15 protein-coding genes are annotated in these 19,521 nt (G+C 60.3%); 13 read left to right on the forward strand and 2 right to left on the reverse strand.

The genetic code is table 11. The features are described from left to right. Positions 1 to 25: 25 nt before the first annotated feature. Positions 26 to 940, forward strand: a complete 915-nt coding sequence (locus MKS85_RS01275) for a LysR family transcriptional regulator (RefSeq protein WP_076384631.1) — start codon at positions 26 to 28, stop codon at positions 938 to 940. Positions 941 to 1,122: 182 nt separating this feature from the next. Here MKS85_RS01275 and MKS85_RS01280 read toward each other — a convergent pair whose 3' ends face one another. Next, positions 1,123 to 2,685, reverse strand: coding sequence for a carbohydrate porin (locus MKS85_RS01280; RefSeq protein WP_310662579.1), 1,563 nt, complete (start codon positions 2,683 to 2,685; stop codon positions 1,123 to 1,125). A gap of 168 nt (positions 2,686 to 2,853) precedes the next feature. Between MKS85_RS01280 and MKS85_RS01285 the strand changes: the two genes are divergently transcribed. The 6 genes from MKS85_RS01285 to MKS85_RS01310 all read left to right on the forward strand — a co-directional run bounded on the left by MKS85_RS01285 (position 2,854) and on the right by MKS85_RS01310 (position 9,692). Continuing rightward, positions 2,854 to 4,128, forward strand: a complete 1,275-nt coding sequence (locus MKS85_RS01285) for an ABC transporter substrate-binding protein (protein WP_310662580.1) — start codon at positions 2,854 to 2,856, stop codon at positions 4,126 to 4,128. Between the two features lie 22 nt (positions 4,129 to 4,150). Further along, positions 4,151 to 5,113: a sugar ABC transporter permease gene (locus tag MKS85_RS01290; protein ID WP_310662581.1), complete on the forward strand. Its 963-nt coding sequence runs from the start codon at positions 4,151 to 4,153 to the stop codon at positions 5,111 to 5,113. Further along, positions 5,110 to 5,952 carry a carbohydrate ABC transporter permease gene (locus MKS85_RS01295; RefSeq protein WP_310662582.1) on the forward strand — a complete coding sequence of 281 codons (843 nt, stop codon included), beginning with the start codon at positions 5,110 to 5,112 and terminating at the stop codon, positions 5,950 to 5,952. The genes MKS85_RS01290 and MKS85_RS01295 overlap by 4 nt, the downstream gene beginning before the upstream one ends. Before the next feature lie 27 nt (positions 5,953 to 5,979). After that, the gene (locus MKS85_RS01300; RefSeq protein ID WP_310662583.1) at positions 5,980 to 7,125 is read left to right on the forward strand and encodes a sn-glycerol-3-phosphate ABC transporter ATP-binding protein UgpC; all 1,146 of its coding nucleotides are present in this window, start codon (positions 5,980 to 5,982) and stop codon (positions 7,123 to 7,125) included. Beyond that, entirely contained in the window at positions 7,122 to 8,624 is a 1,503-nt protein-coding gene (locus tag MKS85_RS01305) for a glycoside hydrolase family 32 protein (protein ID WP_310662584.1), read from the forward strand. Before MKS85_RS01300 ends, MKS85_RS01305 begins: the two co-directional genes overlap by 4 nt. A 75-nt stretch (positions 8,625 to 8,699) precedes the next feature. Beyond that, positions 8,700 to 9,692 (forward strand): LacI family DNA-binding transcriptional regulator, encoded by a 993-nt coding sequence (locus MKS85_RS01310; RefSeq protein WP_310662585.1) that lies wholly within the window; start codon positions 8,700 to 8,702, stop codon positions 9,690 to 9,692. Between the two features lie 38 nt (positions 9,693 to 9,730). Here MKS85_RS01310 and MKS85_RS01315 read toward each other — a convergent pair whose 3' ends face one another. Continuing rightward, positions 9,731 to 10,156, reverse strand: coding sequence for a VOC family protein (locus MKS85_RS01315; protein ID WP_310662751.1), 426 nt, complete (start codon positions 10,154 to 10,156; stop codon positions 9,731 to 9,733). 102 nt (positions 10,157 to 10,258) lie between these two features. Here MKS85_RS01315 and MKS85_RS01320 point away from each other — a divergent pair, with 102 nt between their 5' ends. From MKS85_RS01320 to MKS85_RS01345, 6 genes are all read left to right on the forward strand, one after another. After that, positions 10,259 to 11,134: a LysR family transcriptional regulator gene (locus MKS85_RS01320; RefSeq protein WP_076384611.1), complete on the forward strand. Its 876-nt coding sequence runs from the start codon at positions 10,259 to 10,261 to the stop codon at positions 11,132 to 11,134. A 164-nt stretch (positions 11,135 to 11,298) separates the two neighbouring features. After that, positions 11,299 to 12,063, forward strand: coding sequence for an ABC transporter substrate-binding protein (locus tag MKS85_RS01325; protein ID WP_139050056.1), 765 nt, complete (start codon positions 11,299 to 11,301; stop codon positions 12,061 to 12,063). A 208-nt stretch (positions 12,064 to 12,271) separates the two neighbouring features. Next, positions 12,272 to 13,525 (forward strand): multidrug efflux RND transporter periplasmic adaptor subunit MexE, encoded by a 1,254-nt coding sequence (gene mexE, locus MKS85_RS01330; protein ID WP_188250851.1) that lies wholly within the window; start codon positions 12,272 to 12,274, stop codon positions 13,523 to 13,525. A 15-nt stretch (positions 13,526 to 13,540) separates the two neighbouring features. Then, entirely contained in the window at positions 13,541 to 16,720 is a 3,180-nt protein-coding gene (locus MKS85_RS01335; protein WP_139050054.1) for an efflux RND transporter permease subunit, read from the forward strand. Further along, positions 16,717 to 18,138 carry an efflux transporter outer membrane subunit gene (locus MKS85_RS01340; protein WP_139050053.1) on the forward strand — a complete coding sequence of 474 codons (1,422 nt, stop codon included), beginning with the start codon at positions 16,717 to 16,719 and terminating at the stop codon, positions 18,136 to 18,138. The genes MKS85_RS01335 and MKS85_RS01340 overlap by 4 nt, the downstream gene beginning before the upstream one ends. Positions 18,139 to 18,424: 286 nt before the next feature. Then, positions 18,425 to 19,480 (forward strand): HEAT repeat domain-containing protein, encoded by a 1,056-nt coding sequence (locus tag MKS85_RS01345; RefSeq protein ID WP_139050051.1) that lies wholly within the window; start codon positions 18,425 to 18,427, stop codon positions 19,478 to 19,480. Positions 19,481 to 19,521 lie beyond the last annotated feature (41 nt).

Consider the following 19,521-nt stretch of genomic DNA (forward strand, 5'->3'; position numbering starts at 1 on the left):
CTTGCTGAATCTGCCAGGACCCCAGATGAATCGTAATGACCTGCGTCGTGTCGACCTGAACCTGTTGATCGTGTTCGAAACATTGATGCATGAACGCAGTGTGACCCGAGCCGCCGAGAAGCTGTTCCTCGGCCAGCCGGCCATCAGTGCCGCGCTGTCACGCCTGCGCAACCTGTTTGATGACCCGTTGTTCGTGCGCACCGGTCGCAGCATGGAACCGTCGGCCCGGGCGGTCGAAATCTTCGCCCTGCTCTCCCCAGCCCTGGACTCGATCTCCACGGCAGTCAGCCGTGCGGCGGAGTTCGACCCGGCCACCAGCACCTCGGTGTTCCGCATCGGCTTGTCGGACGACGCCGAGTTCGCGCTGTTGCCGATGCTGCTCAAACGTCTGCGGGCCGAAGCCCCGGGCATTGTCCTGGTGGTACGCCGGGTCAACTACATTCTGATGCCGGGCTTGCTGGCGTCCGGTGAAATCTCCATCGGCGTCAGCTACACCGAGGATCTGCCGGCCAACGCCAAGCGTAAAGTCTTGCGGCGCAGCATGCCCAAAGTGCTGCGGGCCGACACTGCGCCGGGTCGGCTGACCCTGGACGAATTCTGTGCCCGGCCCCATGCGCTGGTGTCCTTCGCCGGGGACCTGAGCGGTTTCATCGATGAAGAGCTGGAGAAACTGGACCGCAAGCGTCACGTGGTATTGGCCGTGCCGCAGTTCAATGGCCTGAGCACGTTGCTGGCGGGCACTGACATTATCGCCATCGTGCCCGACTACACCGCCGACGCACTGACCGCCGCTGGCGGCGTTCGCGCCGAAGACCCACCGATTCCGGTGCGCAGCTTCGAACTGCACATGGCCTGGCGCGGCTCCCAGGACAACGACCCGGGTGAGCGCTGGTTGCGTTCGCGGATTCAGATGTTTTTTGGCGATCCGGATAGCTTGTAGAAACTCCGGGCTGCTGTCACCACCCAGTCCCTCACAGGCACTCGCCATAGACCAACCAATCCTGACCTGTGCCCGCTCGACCTGCCCTTCTCATGCCTGGGAAACAGAAGCAAGGCGCACGTGATCAAAGCGGCAATACCGGGGGCATCTCGAATCCAGCTTCAGAAGACGCCCCCGTCCAACTAGAACCAGGTTTCCATCTGTATGCCGTATTGCCACACGCCGCCTGCGTTGAAGTCAGACTTGCCGAAGGAATCGGAGGTGCTGTATCTGTCCAGATCCGAGGACCAGTTCATGACGCTGGCGAACACGCGCAGCTCGGGGCGTGTGAGAAGGTCTCCAAAATCAGGTTTGAAGGTCGGGGCGACCGTGAACTTCCAGAAGTTTCCGTCGACTGCATTGCGTTGCAGGTAGCCCTTGGGATCGAGGTCCATGGTTTGCCAGCTCATCTCGTAGGCCATCTCGAAATTGCTGTTGATTTCATTGGCCAGGCGCACGTTCAGCGTCATCCAGCGGTAGTCGTCGCCCTTGACGTACCGGTCCTTGCTCTGTTCGGCCAGTAGACTGGGACCGATGCGCCAGCCGGGAGCGATGGGCGTCTCACCATAGAGCGCCAGACGCAAAGCGCGGGCGTCGTCGATCAGTTCGCCGTCCGAGCCGATGTTCTTGACCTCTGCCCCCAGGCCTTGCCCATAGAGCAACGCCGTTTTGAAGAAGCCTTCCCTGCCGAAAAAGTTCTTCTGGTGATTGGCCACCATGCTGTGCAGGCCGGAGTCCGCAGGTGTCAGGCCCACCTCATTGTTGCGGGTGCCGATGTCGTTTTCTTTAGCGCCAATGGCGTTGAACATCCACTGCCACTGCCCATTGTCGAAGAACTGGTTGGAGGTCAGGATGTAGCTTTCAACATCGGCATTGACGCCGCCGTCACTGAACTCCCCGTAATTTCGCCCGATCAACGAGTAATTCGAGCGCCAGTTCTTGTTCATCTGCACGTCGTAGATGCCACCGCCGGTGCCAGCCAGGTAGACGACGTCCGAGTCCAGCCAGTGGATATCGAAATTGTCCCGGTCAAACCGCTTGCCTGCCCAGAGGGTGGAATTCTCAAACACAGAGTTCCCTTTGAACGCCGCGATGTGGTCCAGTTCGGTAAACACCTGCCGCACGTTCAGGTTGCTTTCGTCGGCCGTCCAGTCATTGGAGCTTTCTACGCCATCGGCGATGGACACGGTGAATTTTGAGCGGGTGCCGTTCTGCGCGTATTGCTCTTTCGACAGGTCGATCCGCATATAGGTGTCGTCCTCGTTACCGAGTCGCCCCACGGCACCGCCGACGGAACCGGCCGGGGTGGTATAAGGGCCGCCACGACCGCCACCCAGACCGTCATTGACCAGCAACCCCGAGCGGGCGTAGCCCTTGAAGCTGAATCCGTCCGTGAGGGATGCGCCACTGTCTTGTTTTTCCAGGCTTTGTTGGCGGGCTTCGAGTTTTGCCAGCCGCGTGTCCAGCGTCGGCGTGGCAACGTTTGCAGTGGATGCCACCGGTTGGAGCGCGGGAGCGGCGAGTTTGAGTTGTTGCAGTTCCCTGGCCAGGGCCTGGGTTTGCTGTTCGGCAGCCGCGGCGCGTTTTTCCGCGGCGCTGGCACGGGCCTCGAACGCAGCCATGCGTTCTTCCAGCGTCGCAGCGTGAGAGGTGGCCGCCGCGGTGCCGAGCACGCCTGCGAGAAGCCAGCTTGATGCTTTCTGCATGTGGATTTCCCTGTTTTGTTTTTATTTTTGTGTTCCCGCAATGGTCTTTTTTCTTTGGCTTTTGAATTGTCAAAAACCGTGAAAAAAAGGATGCCTCATCGCTAATACGCTGCTACATTTGGCGATGTTAACGTTAACTTTTCTAAAAACAAAAATAAAGAGGGCTTTATGAAACAGCTCAAATCGCTCCTTCCTGCTGCGCTGCTCGGCCTTTGTGTCGGGCTTCCATCCCTCTCGACTGCCGCCAATCTGACGATCTCCTGCGGTGCGGTGGGTGCTGAATTGCAGCTGTGCAAGGAGGCTGTCGAAGCGTGGTCCAAGCAGACCGGCAACAGCGTCGAAGTGGTTTCCACGCCTAACTCGGCCACCGAAAGATTGTCGTTCTACCAACAAATCCTGAGTGCCCGATCCAGCGACATCGACATCATTCAAATCGATATGGTGTGGCCGGGGATGCTGGCCAACCATCTGATGGACCTGCGCGAGGTGCTCCCTGCCAACGCGACCGAGGGCTACTTCCAGGCGCAGGTGGACAACGCCACGGTGAACGGCCGGCTTGTGACGATGCCTTGGTTCACCGATTCGGGCCTGCTGTATTACCGCAAGGACTTGCTCGAGAAGTACCACAAACAGGTGCCGCAGACCTGGGAGCAAATGACTGCAATCGCGCGGGAAGTCCAACAGGCTGAGCGTAGCGCCGGGAACGCCAATGCCTGGGGGTACGTCTTTCAGGGCCGCGCCTATGAAGGCCTGACGTGTAATGCACTGGAGTGGATCAGCAGCCAGCCGCAAGGTGGGCTGGTCAACCCACAGGGCGACATCGTGGTCAACAGTCCGGCCGCAAGAACCGCGCTGACGTTGGCCAAGAGCTGGGTAGGAGACATCTCCCCACCTGGCGTACTCAACTACACCGAGGAAGAAGGACGAGGTGTATTCCAGTCGGGCAATGCGCTGTTCATGCGTAACTGGCCGTATGTCTGGGCCCTGGTACAAAGCCCGGACAGTGTCGTAAAAGACAAGGTCGGCGTGGCTCCCCTGCCCCGCGGTGGCGAGACGGGCACCCACGCCTCCACCCTGGGTGGCTGGGGCCTGGCGGTGTCGCGTTACAGCGCCAATCCAAAGCTTGCCGCGCAGTTGGTGAGCTACCTGAGCAGTGCTCAGCAGCAGAAACATCGTGCCCTGATCGGCGCCTATAACCCGGTGATCGAGTCACTTTATCAAGACCCCGAGCTGCTCGCGGCGATGCCTTATTACAGTCAACTGCGCAGCATTCTCAAGGATGGGGTCATGCGCCCCGCCTCGATTACCGCCGATCGCTATCCACGTGTCTCCAATGCCTTCTTCGATCAAGTGCATGGCGTGCTGGCCGGCGAGGTGCCGGTCGATCAGGCGCTGGCTGAGCTGGAAAGCGAACTGACACGCATCAAGCGCCGGAACTGGTAAGCCACAAGGAAGGAAATTCACCATGTCTGTCTCCACTACCCTGGCGTCCGGTGACGAGCTGCTGCCCGCCCTGGAAACGCCGGTACAACGCCGCCGGGTTCGCGCCGCCTGGCTGTTCCTGACTCCGATGCTGCTGTGTCTGGCCCTGGTGGCGGCCTGGCCGCTGCTGCGTACATTCTGGTTCAGCCTGACCGACGCCAGCCTGGCGGACACCGGTGACGCAAGTTTTATCGGCCTGAGCAATTATCTGCTGCACAGCAGCACCGGTTGGTCAGGCATCCTGGTCGATCCACAATGGTGGAACGCGGTGCGCAACACCCTGCATTTCACTGTGGTCTCAGTGGGGTTGGAAATGGTGCTGGGGCTGTTGGTGGCGCTGCTGCTGAACGTCAAGTTCACCGGGCGCGCCTTGGTGCGGGCATTGATTCTGATTCCCTGGGCGATCCCCACCATTGTCTCGGCGAAAATCTGGTCTTGGATGCTCAACGACCAGTTCGGCATCATCAATTATCTGATGCTGGGCGCCGGCCTGATTGACGCGCCCCTGGCCTGGACGGCAGACGCGGACCTGTCGATGTGGGCTGTGATCATCGTCGACGTCTGGAAGACCGTCCCGTTCGTCACGCTGCTGATGCTGGCAGCCTTGCAGATGTTGCCGGGCGATTGCTACGAAGCCGCCCGCGTCGATGGCATTCACCCGTTGAAGGTGTTCTGGCGAGTCACCCTGCCGCTGCTGATGCCTGCGCTGCTGGTGGCGGCGATTTTCCGCATCCTCGATTCGTTGCGGGTGTTTGACGTCATCTATGTGCTGACCTCCAACTCGTCGAGCACCATGAGCATGTCGGTGTACGCCCGCCAGCATCTGATGGAGTTTCAGGACGTCGGCTACGGCAGCGCGGCCTCGACCTTGCTGTTTCTGGTCGTCGCAGTCATCGCCATGATTTATCTGTACCTCGGACGCCGTCAAATGGAGGTTCGCTCATGAGCCCGCGCCTACTTAAAAAAGCGCTGTTGCGCGTCGGATTCTGGTGCCTGATCGGGATTTTGCTGCTGTATGCGGTGTTCCCTTTCTACTACGCCATCGTGACGTCGCTGAAGCCGTCCAGTGCCTTGTTCCAGGTGAGCTACTGGGTCGACAACCCCGACTTCTCCAACTATACCGCCGTGCTCCACCAGGCCTCGTTCCTGCGGGCGATCGGTAACTCGCTGGTGGTTGCCCTGAGTGTGGTCGCGCTGGCGCTGTTCCTCAGCCTGACCGCCGCCTATGCCTTGGGCCGGGTGAAGTTTCGTGGACGCGGTGCGGTGTTGATAATGGTTCTGGGCGTGTCGATGTTTCCCCAGGTCGCGGTGCTGTCGGGGCTATTCGAGGTGATCCGCGCCCTGGGCCTGTACAACACGTCCTGGGCGCTGATCCTGAGCTACACGATCTTCACCCTGCCCTTCACCGTCTGGGTGCTGACCACGTTCATGGGCCAACTGCCCCATGAGCTGGAAGAGGCGGCGATCATGGACGGTGCTTCGCCCTGGGTCACCCTGACCCGCGTGTTGTTGCCGCTGCTCTGGCCAGCGCTGGTCACCACCGGCCTGCTGGCTTTCATTGCTGCGTGGAACGAGTTCCTGTTTGCCCTGACCTTCACCCTCACCGACACGCAGCGCACGGTGCCGGTAGCCATCGCCCTGATTTCCGGCGGCAGCTCCCATGAGTTGCCTTGGGGGTTGTTGATGGCCGCTTCGGTGCTGGTCACCGTCCCACTGGTGATTCTGGTGCTGATCTTCCAGCGCCGAATCGTTTCCGGTCTCACTACCGGTGCGTTAAAGGGTTGATGCCCAACAAAGACAAGGAACAGCATCGTGATCAAGTTGAAGCTAGACAACGTGAACAAACAATTGGGCGGCATGCGCATTCTTCGCGACGTCAGCCTGGAAATCGCCGCCGGTGAATTCGTGGTGTTCGTCGGCCCCTCGGGCTGCGGAAAATCCACCCTGTTGCGACTGATCGCCGGGCTGGATTCCATCTGCGCCGGCGACCTGTTGATCGACGGGCGTCGGGTCAATGACCTGGAGCCGCGCGAGCGTGGCGTCGGCATGGTGTTTCAGTCCTATGCCCTCTACCCGCACATGAGCGTCTACGACAACATCAGTTTTGGTCTCAAGTTGGCCAAGACCGAAAAGACCAGCCTGCGCGAGCGCGTGCTGAAAACCGCGCAAATCCTGCAGTTGGACAAACTGCTGCAACGCAAACCCAAGGAATTATCGGGTGGCCAACGTCAGCGGGTGGCCATGGGCAGGGCTATGGCACGGGAACCGGACATCTTGTTGTTCGATGAGCCGCTGTCCAATCTGGACGCCTCTTTGCGCGTGCAAATGCGCAATGAAATCGCCAGGCTGCATGCCCGACTGGGCACGACCATGATCTACGTGACCCACGATCAAGTTGAGGCGATGACCCTGGCCGACAAGATTGTCGTGCTCAATGGCGGACGTATCGAGCAGGTTGGCTCGCCGCGGGAACTCTACGAACGCCCGGCGACTCGTTTTGTCGCCGGTTTCCTCGGCTCGCCAAGGATGAACTTTCTTGCAGCGTTCCTGCATACGCCAGGCGCAAGCAGCCTGGTTGAAAACCTGGTATTGGGCAGGACCACCCTGCCCTTTGACAGCTCAAGCCTGGCGGCGAACAGCCAACTGAGCCTGGGGATTCGCCCGGAACATGTAGCACTCAAGGCGGCACAGGGCACAGCCGGCATCGCCGTGATCGGGGTCGAATACCTGGGCAGCGAAACCTATGTGCACCTCGATACCGGTCAGGATGAGCCGATGATCTGTCGCTGTGAGGTCCACGCCGGGTGGCGAGTGGGTGATCGGGTCGAACTGCAGGTAGAGATCGACAATCTGCACCTGTTCGATGCCGACGGCACGGCCTTGAGGCGCCACCCACAATCCCTCGAAACCCCGTTGGATGACATTGCCCAGCGCTCGGTACGAGCAGGCGCCCTATGACCGTGTGTGTGAATCCTATGAACGCTCCAATATCCGCGACCCTTGAGCTTGCGCAACAGGCGCTGAGCGCTGGTCTGTCTCACGTCACCGATGACTATCGCCCCGACTATCATCTTGCCCCGCCCGCAGGCTGGATGAACGACCCTAACGGAGTGGTGTACTTTCGCGGCGAGTATCACGTGTTTTATCAACATCACCCCTTCGACGCGAAATGGGGCCCGATGTATTGGGGGCATGCCAAGAGTGCTGACCTGGTCCATTGGCAGCACCTGCCCATCGCACTGGCGCCAGGCGATGACTTTGACCGCGACGGGTGTTTTTCCGGCAGTGCGGTGGTGTGTGGCGACACGTTGGCGTTGATCTACACCGGGCACACCTGGCTGGGGGAAGTGGGTGACGAACGCCAGATTCGCCAGGTCCAGTGTCTTGCCACCAGCGTCGACGGCATCCGGTTCGTCAAGCAGGGTGTCGTCATCGAGACTGCACCGCAAGACACGATCATGCATTTTCGTGATCCCAAGGTCTGGAAGGACAACGACTATTGGTACCTGATTGCCGGCGCACGCCTGGGCGATACGCCTTTACTCCCCTTGTACCGCTCCATCGATCTGCGCGCCTGGGAGTTCCTTGACTATGTAGCCCGCGGCAACGAGGGCGATGGCTATATGTGGGAGTGCCCGGACCTGTTTCGCCTCGATGGGCGCGACGTGCTCCTGTACTCCCCCCAGGGCATGCGCCCCGAGGGTTACGAGCGGCTCAACAAGTACCAGACCGGTTATCGCGTGGGGCAACTCGACGGCCAATGGCACTTCAGCGGCGGCCCGTTTATCGAGCTGGATAACGGCCATGACTTCTATGCTGCGCAAACGCTGGTGGCTGCTGACGGTCGGCGCCTGGTGTGGGCGTGGCTCGACATGTGGGAAAGTCCGATGCCGAGCCAGGCCCATCACTGGTGCGGCATGCTCGGCCTACCTCGGGAACTGCAGTTGCATGCCGACCGCCTCAGGGTGTTTCCGGCCCGGGAATTGACCGCTTTACGCAAGGCACCGCTGCCGCACACCTCTGCGTGGGTTGGACCGGGCTACGAATGGGTGCCACAGGTCAATGGCGACAGGCTCGAGCTCCATGTGCATCTGGATTTGCTCGGCTGCGCCGAAGGTCACCTGGGTATCGCCTTGCGTTGCAGTGCCGAGGGCGACGAACAAACCCTGCTCTATTACGACGCTTCGCTGCAGCGCCTGGTACTGGATCGCAGTCGTTCGGGCGCGCAGGTGAGCGGTCAGCGCAGCGTGGCGATAGACCACGCCCAGAAGTCCTTGCACCTGCGGGTGTTTCTGGATCGTTCGTCCATCGAGGTGTTTGAGCAAGACGGCCGCTTCAGCCTCAGCAGCCGCGTCTATCCGCGGCCCGACAGCCTGGGGGTAAAACTATTGGCAAGCGGGGCTGGCGGACGCGTCTCCATTGGTAATGCATGGCCGCTGGCTTCCGCATGGCTATGAGCAATGTCATTCGAGTCGCGACAAGCCCGGAGCCTGTGTCATGATTCGGCGTCAACCTGACTGGCCGCACCTCGCATGACTTCAGTGAAAGACGTTGCACAGCTGGCCGGCGTGTCCCTGATGACGGTTTCTCGAGCGCTCAACAATCCGGAAAAACTGAGCCCCGAAACCCTTCAGCGGGTGCGTCGCGCCATTGACGAACTGCAATTCGTACCGAGCCTTTCGGCGCGCAGGATGCGCGGGGACAATCTCCAGGCGCGAACCATCGGTGTGTTCGCACTGGATACCGCGACCACACCTTTCGCAGTCGAGCTGTTGCTGTCCATCGAGCAGACCGCGCAGCAAGCCGGTTGGAATGTGTTTATCCTCAACCTGTTGAGCAACCCGCCCACCGACCAGAACATCGACCTGATGATGTCGCACCGTCCCGACGGGTTGATCTTCAGTGCCATGGGATTGCGCCAGGTGAGCATCCCCGAGCGCCTGAAAAGCAAACCACTGGTACTCGCCAATTGCCTGGCCGATGACACTTGCCTGGTCAGCTATGTGCCCGACGATGAAACGGGGCAGCATCGAGCGGTGCATCACGCCTTGAGCCAAGGCTATCGGCGCCCTCTGTGTATCAATCTGCCAAAACAGAGCCTTGCCTGGAGCCTGCGACAAGAAGGTTTGCAACGTGCCTGCCAGGCCTTTGGGCTGGCGCCTGAAGCACTTCTGCAATACGACCTTTCCGATCACGATGCCTACGATGAAACCGCAGCCATTCTCGACCGGCACATCATCGAGGGGCGACCGCAGTTCGACATTCTGATCTGCGGCAATGACCGTATCGCCTTCTGTGCCTATCAGTTGTTGTTGAGCCGTGGCCTGAAGATTCCCAGCGATGTTGCGGTGCTCGGCTATGACAACATGATCGGCATCGCCGAGCTGTTCATTCCGCCACTGACCACGGTCCAACTGCCATACTACGAGATCGGTCGCAGGGCTGCCCGGCACCTGATCGAGAACCTCGAGGTGTCGGGCGCCCAGCCGGTAGATTGCCCATTGGTGATCAGAGCGTCGTTATAGACTCAGTAGGAAAATCTCACCTCGGGCCTTTACTTCTATCACTTGGCAAAGAGCTGGCTCATATCCTTGAACGCCTTGAATTCAAGCGCGTTACCGCAAGGGTCGAACAGGAACATCGTCGCCTGCTCACCCACCTGCCCCTTGAAGCGAATGTAGGGTTCAATCACAAACTGGGTACCGAAGGATTTCAAGCGTTCGGCCAGTGCTTCCCATTCCTCCCAGCCCAAAATGATGCCGAAATGAGGAACAGGCACGTCGTGGCCGTCCACCGGGTTGCTGTGAACGCTTTCCTGGGCCGCGGTTTTGGGCTGCTCATGGATCACCAGTTGGTGGCCGTAAAAGTTGAAATCGACCCAGTGGGTGCTGGAGCGCCCCTCTTGCAGTCCAAACACTTCACCATAAAAGGTGCGTGCGCCAGCGAGGTCGTAAACCGGGATTGCCAAGTGGAAGGGAGAGAGGTTCATCAGGACTCCTTTTTTGTGCTTTTTGGGTGAGGCCATCGTAGAGCGGCGCTACAGGCGGAAAAATCAATATATATTGCTTAGAAACACAATTAATATTTGTGAATGATTAAAGAACTCAAGACGCTCCTCGCCGTCGCACGGGAAGGCACTTTCGCTGCGGCCGGGAACAGGATCGGCCTCACACAGGCCGCCGTGAGCGCGCAAATCCAGCGTCTGGAGGCGCAGCTTGGCTTCGAAATATTCGACAGGAAAGGACGCTCGGCGCACCTCAACCGCAAGGGGCACCAAGTGCTCTTGCAGGCACAAGAGTTGCTGCGCCTCTACGACAACCTGGGCTGTGGCACCGCCGAACTTGCGACCAATGTCCTGGTGAACATCGGCGCCATTGCGTCCGTTCAGCGTTCCTATTTGCCGGACGCTTTGGCCAGGTTCCATCAGCAATGCCCTCAGTGCCGTACTCGGGTGTTGCCGGGGCTGTCGATGGAGCTGGTCAATCTGGTGGACGCTGGCGAAATCGACATGGCGGCCATCATCCGTCCGCCCTTCTCGCTTCAGAGCGACCTGCGCTGGACGACTCTGACACTTGAGCCGTATCGATTGATCGTTGCCCGCGAAGTGCCGGGGGAAGATTGGGCGACACTCCTTTCCAGCCTTCCATTCATTCGATATGACCGTGCTTCATTCGGTGGCCGGCAGGTGGATCGTTTCCTGCGGCAAATGCATTTCACCGTGCGCGAGGTGTGTGAACTGGATGAACTGGAGGCCATCATCAAGCTGGTTGAAAACGGTGTGGGAGTGGCATTGGTCCCGCAAACATCGGCCCATGACTGGCCGGCGGGTGTCAGAGCCCTGGACCTTGGTCAGCACACCTTCCATCGGGATATCGGACTGGTGCATCGGTCGGGACAAAGCCTCACCGAACCGGTGCGGACTTTGGCTCAACTGATTGCCGAACAAGCCAGGACCGGTTCTGAGTAAAAAAGCTTTTGTCGACCGAATGATCTATACCTTCAGATACACGCAGTCAGGCCGACAGCGTTGATAGGCAATAATAAAAAAGCCGTGGTGAACATCGCAGGATGATGTTTCTGGCGCCGTGGGTTTGGAATGGCGCATCACTTTCAATGCCTGAAGTATCGATCATGAGCCGGATCAAACGCGTATTGGAAGGCCGTACCAAAGCACTCTCGCGCCTATGCCTGGTGCTGCCGACGCTGATTGTCTGTAGCGCCTACGCCGCACCTTTGACGATTGAACTGCACATTCTGGACGCGCCGCCGCTGACGTTTGTCGATGACCCCAAGGGGCACGGAATTGTCGGCGATGTTGCTGTAGCGGCCATGACCAAGGCCGGGTATGCCGTGCAGCTCCATATCCTTCCTTGGGCCCGCTCACAGAAACACGTCAGCGAACAGCGCAATCACTTGATCGCGCCCCTGTCGCGCACGCCGGAACGCGAGGATCGCTTTACCTGGATCGCTTCGGTCATGCCCATGGAACGCGCCTTCTTCACCCTCGACCGGCAAGTGAGCAGTTTCGCCGAAGCCCGGCAAACGTACCGCAAGATCGGAGTCGGCCTGGGAAGTGCGCAGCAGGAGATCCTGCGCACCGAAGGGTTCAGCGACGACCAGATCTACCCGCTGGTCATTGGCGACAACCCCGCCCAGATGCTCTTGATGGGACGTATCGACGCTTGGTTCAACGGCGTCCCTGAGAGTCGGTATATCTGGCCCAAGGTGTCCAAGCGCGAACTGCTCATGAGCCCGGTCAATAGCAGTGCCGATCTCTATCTGGCCTGCTCCAAACGGTGCTCCCCGAAAATGGTCAAGAAGCTGCGGGCGGCCGTTGAAAGCCTTCGCGCCAGCGGCGAAATTCAGCGCATTCATGACCGCTATCTGCCGCATTAGCGTTCTTCACGCAGGTAATTCGGTGCATCTGGCAACCTGAAGGGACATCAACGCAATTGATAGCCGCCTAACGAAAGCCCTCAGCTAGAGCGCTGGACGATGTCTTATATCATTCCGAATGATAGTTACCTTTGCTTCATTCGATTCGTGCCTCACCGCCTCCCCACGCATCATCCGCCCATCTCAATACTCTTGGCGGATGCTATCCATGGAATATTCACTTTCAAAATTGCGCTTTCCCCTGGCACTGATGGCGGTGCTGGTGATGAGTGCATGCGGCAAGACCCCAGATACGGCGGCTTCCATGCCGGCGGCCAAAGTCAGTGTGGCCAAGGTGCTGGAGCAGCCGGTCAACGAGTGGGACGAATTCACCGGGCGCCTCGAGGCACCTGAAACCGTTGAGATCCGACCCCGCGTTTCAGGGCAGATCGATAACGTAGCGTTCACCGAAGGCGCTCTGGTCAAGAAAGGCGACCTGTTGTTCCAGATCGATCCGCGCCCCTTCCAGGCTGAAGTGCGTCGCCTCGAAGCCCAGTTGGCCCAGGCCCGAGCCACGGCTACCCGTAGCGAGAACGAAGCCAAGCGTGGCGAGCGCCTGCGCTTGAGCAATGCCATTTCCGCCGAGCTGGCAGATTCGCGTACCAGTGCTGCCCAGGAAGCCCGCGCTGCCGCTGCGGCGATCCAGGCACAACTGGACCTGGCCAAACTGAACCTGAGCTTCACCCGGGTCACTTCGCCTATCAGCGGTCGCGTCAGCCGGGCGGACATCACCGCCGGCAACCTGGTGACCGCCGATGTCACGCCGCTCACCAGCGTGGTGTCCACCGACAAGGTCTACGCCTACTTCGATGCCGACGAGCGCGTCTTCCTCAAGTACACCCGCCTCGCCCGCGAAGGCCAGCGTGGTCAGGCCACTCCGGTCTACATGGGCCTGTCCAACGAGGAAGGTAATCCGCACCTGGGCCATATGAATTTCATCGACAACCAGGTCAATCCACAGACCGGTACCATTCGTGGTCGCGCGGTGTTCGACAACAAGGATGGCGCCTACACCCCTGGGCTGTATGCCCGGCTGAAACTGGTGGGCAGCGGCACTTACTCGGCCGTGCTGATCAACGACGAAGCCGTCGGCACCGATCTTGGCAAGAAATTCGTGCTGGTGATGGACGCCGACAATAAGCCGGCCTACCGCGCTGTCGAGCTGGGACCGAAGATCGAAGGCCTGCGCATCGTGCGCAACGGCTTGAGCAAGGACGACACCATCATCGTCAAGGGCCTGCAACGCGCTCGCCCCGGTACACCGGTCACGCCTGAAACCGTGCCGATGGCCAGCGAAGAAACCATTGCCGCCCTGGCACAACAACGAAAAGCGCTCGAAGCCAGCAACCTGCCCCAAGTCGCGCCTGCCAAGGCTGCTTCCGGATCGGCAGGCAAACTGGCCGCAGCGACCCCACGCGGTTAAGGGACTGAACTCAAGATGAAATTTTCCCAGTTCTTCATTTCGCGGCCGATCTTCGCAGCGGTGCTTTCGTTGCTGATCCTGATCGCCGGCGCCATCTCACTGTTCCAGTTGCCGATCAGCGAATACCCGGAAGTCGTGCCGCCGACCGTGGTCGTGCGCGCCAACTTCCCGGGCGCCAACCCCAAGGTCATCGGCGAAACCGTAGCCGCGCCCCTGGAGCAAGCCATCACCGGCGTCGAGAACATGCTGTACATGTCCTCGCAATCCACCGCCGATGGCAAGATCACCCTGACCATCACCTTCGCGCTGGGCACCGACCTGGACAACGCCCAGGTGCAGGTGCAGAACCGCGTCACGCGGACTGAACCCAAGTTGCCGGAAGAAGTCACCCGGATCGGCATCACGGTGGATAAGGCATCGCCCGACCTGACCATGGTTGTGCACTTGACCTCGCCGGACCAGCGCTACGACATGCTTTACCTGTCCAACTATGCCCTGCTCAATATCAAGGATGAGCTGGCGCGCCTGGGCGGTGTGGGTGATGTGCAGCTATTCGGCATGGGGGACTATTCCCTGCGGGTCTGGCTTGATCCGAACAAGACTGCTTCGCGCAACCTGACCGCCACCGACGTGGTCACCGCCATCCGCGAACAGAACCGTCAGGTCGCCGCCGGTGCCCTGGGCGCGCCTCCGGCACCCAATGCCCAGGCATTCCAGCTCTCGATCAACACCCAGGGACGCCTGGTGAATGAGGAAGAGTTCGAAAACATCATCATCCGTTCCGGCGAGAACGGTGAAATCACCCGTCTCAAAGACATCGCACGAGTGGAGTTGGGCTCCAGTCAATACGCCCTGCGCTCATTGCTCGACAACCAGCCGGCGGTGGCGATCCCGATCTTCCAGCGCCCCGGCTCCAACGCCATCCAGATTTCCAACGATGTTCGCGCCAAGATGGACGAACTCAAGCAGAACTTCCCGGCGGGGATGGACTACAGCATCGTCTATGACCCGACGATCTTCGTGCGCGGCTCCATCGAGGCGGTGGTTCACACCCTCTTCGAAGCGCTGATCCTCGTGGTGCTGGTGGTGATCCTGTTCCTGCAGACCTGGCGCGCCTCGATCATTCCGCTGGTGGCCGTGCCGGTGTCGCTGATCGGTACGTTCGCCGTGATGCATCTGTTCGGCTTCTCGCTGAACGCGCTCTCGCTGTTCGGGCTGGTCCTGGCGATCGGTATCGTGGTGGACGACGCCATCGTGGTGGTGGAGAACGTCGAACGCAACATCGGCTTGGGACTGACTCCGGTGGAAGCCACCAAACGCGCCATGGGCGAAGTGACCGGGCCGATCATCGCCACGGCACTGGTGTTGTGCGCGGTATTCGTACCGGCGGCGTTCATCAGTGGCTTGACCGGGCAGTTCTATAAGCAGTTCGCCTTGACCATTGCCATTTCCACGGTGATCTCGGCATTCAACTCCCTGACCCTGTCGCCAGCCCTGGCCGCAGTGCTGCTCAAGAGTCATGACGCGCCCAAGGACCGTTTTTCCAGGTTTCTGGACAAGATCTTCGGTGGCTGGCTGTTCCGTCCGTTCAACCGCTTCTTCGACCGTGCCAGTCACAGCTACGTGGGCACAGTTGGCCGCGTGATCCGCAGCAGCGGCATCGCCCTGCTGGTGTACGCAGGCCTGATGGTGCTGACGTTCTTCGGGTTCTCCAACACCCCGACCGGTTTCGTACCCGGCCAGGACAAGCAATACCTGGTGGCCTTTGCCCAACTGCCGGATGCCGCGAGCCTGGACCGCACCGAAGACGTGATCAAGCGTATGTCGGACATGGCCCTCAAGCAGCCGGGCGTCGAAAGCGCCGTGGCCTTCCCTGGCCTGTCGATCAACGGCTTCACCAATAGCCCGAACGCCGGCATCGTGTTCGTCACCCTCAAGCCCTTCGACGAGCGCAAGGACCCCAGCATGTCTGCCGGGGCCATTGCCGGGGCCTTGAACGGCCAGTACTCGGAAATCCAGGAAGCCTACATGGCGATCTTCCCGCCGCCGCCGGTACAGGGCCTGGGCACGATCGGTGGTTTCCGTCTGCAAATCGAAGACCGGGGCAACCTGGGCTACGACGAGCTGTACAAAGAAACCATGAACATCATCACCAAGAGCCACAACGTGCCGGAACTGGCCGGGCTGTTCACCAGCTACACGGTGAACGTGCCGCAGGTCGATGCCGCCATCGATCGTGAAAAAGCCAAGACCCACGGCGTGGCCGTCAGTGACATCTTCGACACCCTGCAGATCTACCTGGGCTCGCTGTATGCCAACGACTTCAACCGCTTTGGCCGCACCTATCAGGTCAACGTTCAGGCCGAGCAACAGTTCCGCCTGGAGTCGGACCAGATTGGCCAGCTCAAGGTGCGCAACAACCGTGGCGAGATGATCCCGCTGGCGACCTTCATCAAGGTCAGCGACACCTCGGGACCTGACCGCGTAATGCACTACAACGGCTTCATCACTGCGGAAATCAACGGTGCCGCTGCCCCGGGCTACAGTTCCGGCCAGGCTGAAAAAGCCATCGAGAAACTGCTCAAGGACGAATTGCCCAACGGCATGACTTACGAGTGGACCGACCTGACGTACCAGCAGATTCTCTCGGGCAACACCGCGCTGTTCGTGTTCCCGCTCTGTGTCCTGCTGGCGTTCCTGGTGCTGGCGGCACAGTACGAAAGCTGGAGCTTGCCGCTGGCGGTGATCCTGATCGTACCGATGACCCTGCTGTCGGCCATTACCGGGGTAATTCTTTCCGGCGGCGACAACAATATCTTTACCCAGATCGGATTGATCGTACTGGTGGGGCTTGCCTGTAAGAACGCCATTCTGATCGTTGAGTTCGCCAAGGATAAACAGCTTGAGGGCATGAACCCCCTGGCTGCGGTGCTGGAGGCCTGCCGCCTGCGTCTGCGGCCGATCCTGATGACCTCCTTCGCGTTCATCATGGGCGTGGTGCCGTTGGTCTTCTCCAGCGGTGCAGGTGCTGAAATGCGCCATGCCATGGGTGTCGCGGTGTTCTCGGGCATGCTCGGGGTGACCTTCTTCGGTCTGCTGCTCACGCCAGTGTTCTATGTACTGATCCGCAACTTCGTCGAGCGCAGCGAGGCCCGCAAAGCGGCCCGGGCGTTGAAACTGGAGGCGCAACAATGAGTTTGAAAGTGTTTGTGCCGAGCCTGCTGGTACTGGCCTTGAGTGCTTGCGCCGTAGGCCCGGACTACAAGGCACCGCAAACGGAGGCGGCGAACATCACCACCGCCACCGACGGTGCCGCCGGCCAGAAGAATTTCGACCGTGCCCGTTTCGAAGGGATCTGGTGGCAGCAGTTCGAAGACCCGACGCTCAACGCACTGGTCACCCGTTCCCTGGAGGGCAACCGCGAGTTACGCGTGGCGTTCGCCCGTTTGCGAGCAGCCCGAGCGATACGCGACGACGCCAGCAATGACGTCATGCCGACCATCACCAGCCGCGCCAGCAGCAACCTGGGCAAAGGCCAGATTCCGGGGCAGACCACCGACCGGGTCAGCACCGAACGCTATGACCTGGGCCTGGACATGGCCTGGGAGCTGGATCTGTTCGGACGCATCCAGCGCAACCTGGAAGCCACCGATGCCGATCAGCAGGCGGTCGAAGCCGATCTCTATCAGTTGCAGGTGACAATGATCGCCGAACTGGTGGACGCCTACGGTCAACTGCGCGGCGCCCAACTGCGGGAAAAAATCGCCCTGGCGAACCTTGAGAACCAGCAGGCGTCGCGCAAGATCACCGAAAGCCTGCGCGATGCCGGCGTCGGCGACCAGCTCGACGTGGTCCGCGCCGATGCGCGCCTGGCCTCGGTCGAAGCCAGCGTGCCGCAGTTGCAGGCCGAACAGGTACGCCAGCGCAACCGCATCGCTACCTTGCTGGGTGAGCGCCCGGACAAACTGAGTGTGGACCTGAGTCCCAAACAGCTGCCGGCCATCGCCAAGGCCCTGCCGATTGGCGATCCGGGTGAACTGTTGCAACGTCGCCCGGACATTCTCAGCGCCGAGCGCCAACTCGCTGCCGCCACCGCGCGCATTGGCGTGGCCAAGGCCGATCTGTTCCCACGGGTCAGCCTCAGCGGTTTCCTGGGCTTTACCGCCGGGCGCGGTTCGCAGATCGGCTCATCGGCGGCCAATGCCTGGGCGCTGGGGCCAAGCATCACCTGGGCTGCCTTCGATTTGGGCAGTGTGCGGGCGCGTCTGCGCGGTGCCGACGCTGAGGCGGACGGCGCCTTGGCGACCTACGAACAGCAAGTGCTGCTGGCCCTGGAGGAATCGGAAAATGCCTTCAGCGACTACGGCAAGCGCCAACAACGCCTGATTTCGCTGATCCGGCAGAGCGAATCGAGTCGAGCCGCCGCTGACTTGGCCGAAATCCGCTACCGCGAAGGCACAGAGGATTTCCTCGTCCTGTTGGATGCCCAACGTGAGCGCCTGGCCGCCGAGGACACTCAGGCCCAGGCCGAAGTGGACCTGTATCGCGGCATTGTCGCGATCTACAAGGCCCTGGGCGGCGGCTGGCAACCGGAAGCCGTAGCCAGCAACTGACCGACCTTATTCAACCGAGCTCCTTTGGTTGGCCGCAACCAACCAAATTTTCGCCCCGCCTCCCATGTTGGACGCGGGGCTTTTTTTGCCTGCCGCAAACGCCTGGTGGGAGCGAGCCTGCTCGCGATGGCGCTGGGTCAGTCAACTCAAATGCCAACTGATATACCGCTATCGCGAGCAGGCTCGCTCCCACCGCGTTATCTGCAGATTCTTTCAAGGTTTGACTCAAGCCCGCACCTGACCGAAGCTTGCGGCATTTCACGCTTCCTGGTTATGGACTACCTGCATGCCCTCGCCTCGCCGCTATCTGTTGCTCAGCCTGTCTGTCCTGTTGGTAATCGGTCTAGTCGCAATGTGGCTACGCAGCACCACGCCGCAAATTCCCGAGGCAATCAAGCGTGGCTACAGTGAAGCCCTTGAGCACGCACGCAATGGGCAGCCAGGGGCGGCGCGGATGCTCTATCAGCAATTGGGTCGCCCGGACCTGTCGCCCAAGCGCCGGGTATGGCTGCACGCAGAGCTGGCGAACTACCCAAGCCCCCAAGCCCTGAAACTGGCGGACGCGGACCTGCACAGCGAGTCGCCGGATGTGCGTCGAGCGGCCATTGGCAGCATCAGCGGGCTGGTGCCAACCGGCCAACGCAGCCTGTTGCTGGGGCCGTTGCTCGAAGATCAAGACCCAAGCGTCCGCTTCGCCGCAGTGAACGCGTTGCTGGGCTTATCGCCCGATGAGCTTGGTTTGTACTTCGGGCCTATGCAGCTTGTCATCGGCATGTGGGAGCAGATGCTTGAAGACGGTCCACCAACCGCCGAGTCCCACTATCAGCTGGCCCGGCTGCACCTGCATAACGCCGAACTGAAAAAGGCTCAGTTGGCGCTGGAACAAGTCCTGCGCCTGCAACCGGACAACCTGCCAGCGCTGGTCATGCAGATCGACGTGCTGGACAAACAGGGCCAGGCCGACGCTGCACGTCAGTTGCTTGCCCAACAGTTGAAAAACCAGCCGGAGTCGGCTTATCTGCAACATGCATTGGGTCTGTGGCTGCTGCACCATGGCCAGGCGGAGTACGCGCTGCTTGGTTTGGCAAAAGCCGTGGAGCTTGAGCCCGAAAACCGACATTACCGTTATGACCTGGCAACCACTTTGTATGCCGAACAGGAACTGGAAGCGGCGCAGAAACAGTTACAGGAAATCGTCCAGCGCTACCCGGCTGATCGCAGGGCGCGGGTGCTGCTGATCAACTACTGGAAGGAGTCCGGGCAGTTGCAGAATGTGCAGATCCTGTTGGCGCAACTGGAGCAACTCAACCCCGATGATCCGGCGCTGCAGCAAGGCCTGTAGGCGTTTCCCCGATGCCAGAAAATTGAGCAGTACACCTCGTT

This window comes from Pseudomonas sp. JL2 (assembly GCF_031570495.1).
In the GTDB taxonomy this organism is placed as follows: Bacteria; Pseudomonadota; Gammaproteobacteria; order Pseudomonadales; family Pseudomonadaceae; genus Aquipseudomonas; species Aquipseudomonas rhizophila.

What these genes read in the sequence shown, in the direction of transcription:
- MKS85_RS01335 (WP_139050054.1), top strand. Translation starts at nt 13,541, where the DNA reads ATGAAATTTTCCCAGTTCTTCATTTCGCGGCCGATCTTCGCAGCGGTG.
- MKS85_RS01275 (WP_076384631.1), top strand. Translation starts at nt 26, where the DNA reads ATGAATCGTAATGACCTGCGTCGTGTCGACCTGAACCTGTTGATCGTG.
- MKS85_RS01280 (WP_310662579.1), bottom strand. Translation starts at nt 2,685, where the DNA reads ATGCAGAAAGCATCAAGCTGGCTTCTCGCAGGCGTGCTCGGCACCGCG.
- MKS85_RS01285 (WP_310662580.1), top strand. Translation starts at nt 2,854, where the DNA reads ATGAAACAGCTCAAATCGCTCCTTCCTGCTGCGCTGCTCGGCCTTTGT.
- mexE (WP_188250851.1), top strand. Translation starts at nt 12,272, where the DNA reads ATGGAATATTCACTTTCAAAATTGCGCTTTCCCCTGGCACTGATGGCG.
- MKS85_RS01305 (WP_310662584.1), top strand. Translation starts at nt 7,122, where the DNA reads ATGACCGTGTGTGTGAATCCTATGAACGCTCCAATATCCGCGACCCTT.
- MKS85_RS01310 (WP_310662585.1), top strand. Translation starts at nt 8,700, where the DNA reads ATGACTTCAGTGAAAGACGTTGCACAGCTGGCCGGCGTGTCCCTGATG.
- MKS85_RS01290 (WP_310662581.1), top strand. Translation starts at nt 4,151, where the DNA reads ATGTCTGTCTCCACTACCCTGGCGTCCGGTGACGAGCTGCTGCCCGCC.
- MKS85_RS01325 (WP_139050056.1), top strand. Translation starts at nt 11,299, where the DNA reads ATGAGCCGGATCAAACGCGTATTGGAAGGCCGTACCAAAGCACTCTCG.
- MKS85_RS01345 (WP_139050051.1), top strand. Translation starts at nt 18,425, where the DNA reads ATGCCCTCGCCTCGCCGCTATCTGTTGCTCAGCCTGTCTGTCCTGTTG.
- MKS85_RS01295 (WP_310662582.1), top strand. Translation starts at nt 5,110, where the DNA reads ATGAGCCCGCGCCTACTTAAAAAAGCGCTGTTGCGCGTCGGATTCTGG.
- MKS85_RS01315 (WP_310662751.1), bottom strand. Translation starts at nt 10,156, where the DNA reads ATGAACCTCTCTCCCTTCCACTTGGCAATCCCGGTTTACGACCTCGCT.
- MKS85_RS01320 (WP_076384611.1), top strand. Translation starts at nt 10,259, where the DNA reads ATGATTAAAGAACTCAAGACGCTCCTCGCCGTCGCACGGGAAGGCACT.
- MKS85_RS01340 (WP_139050053.1), top strand. Translation starts at nt 16,717, where the DNA reads ATGAGTTTGAAAGTGTTTGTGCCGAGCCTGCTGGTACTGGCCTTGAGT.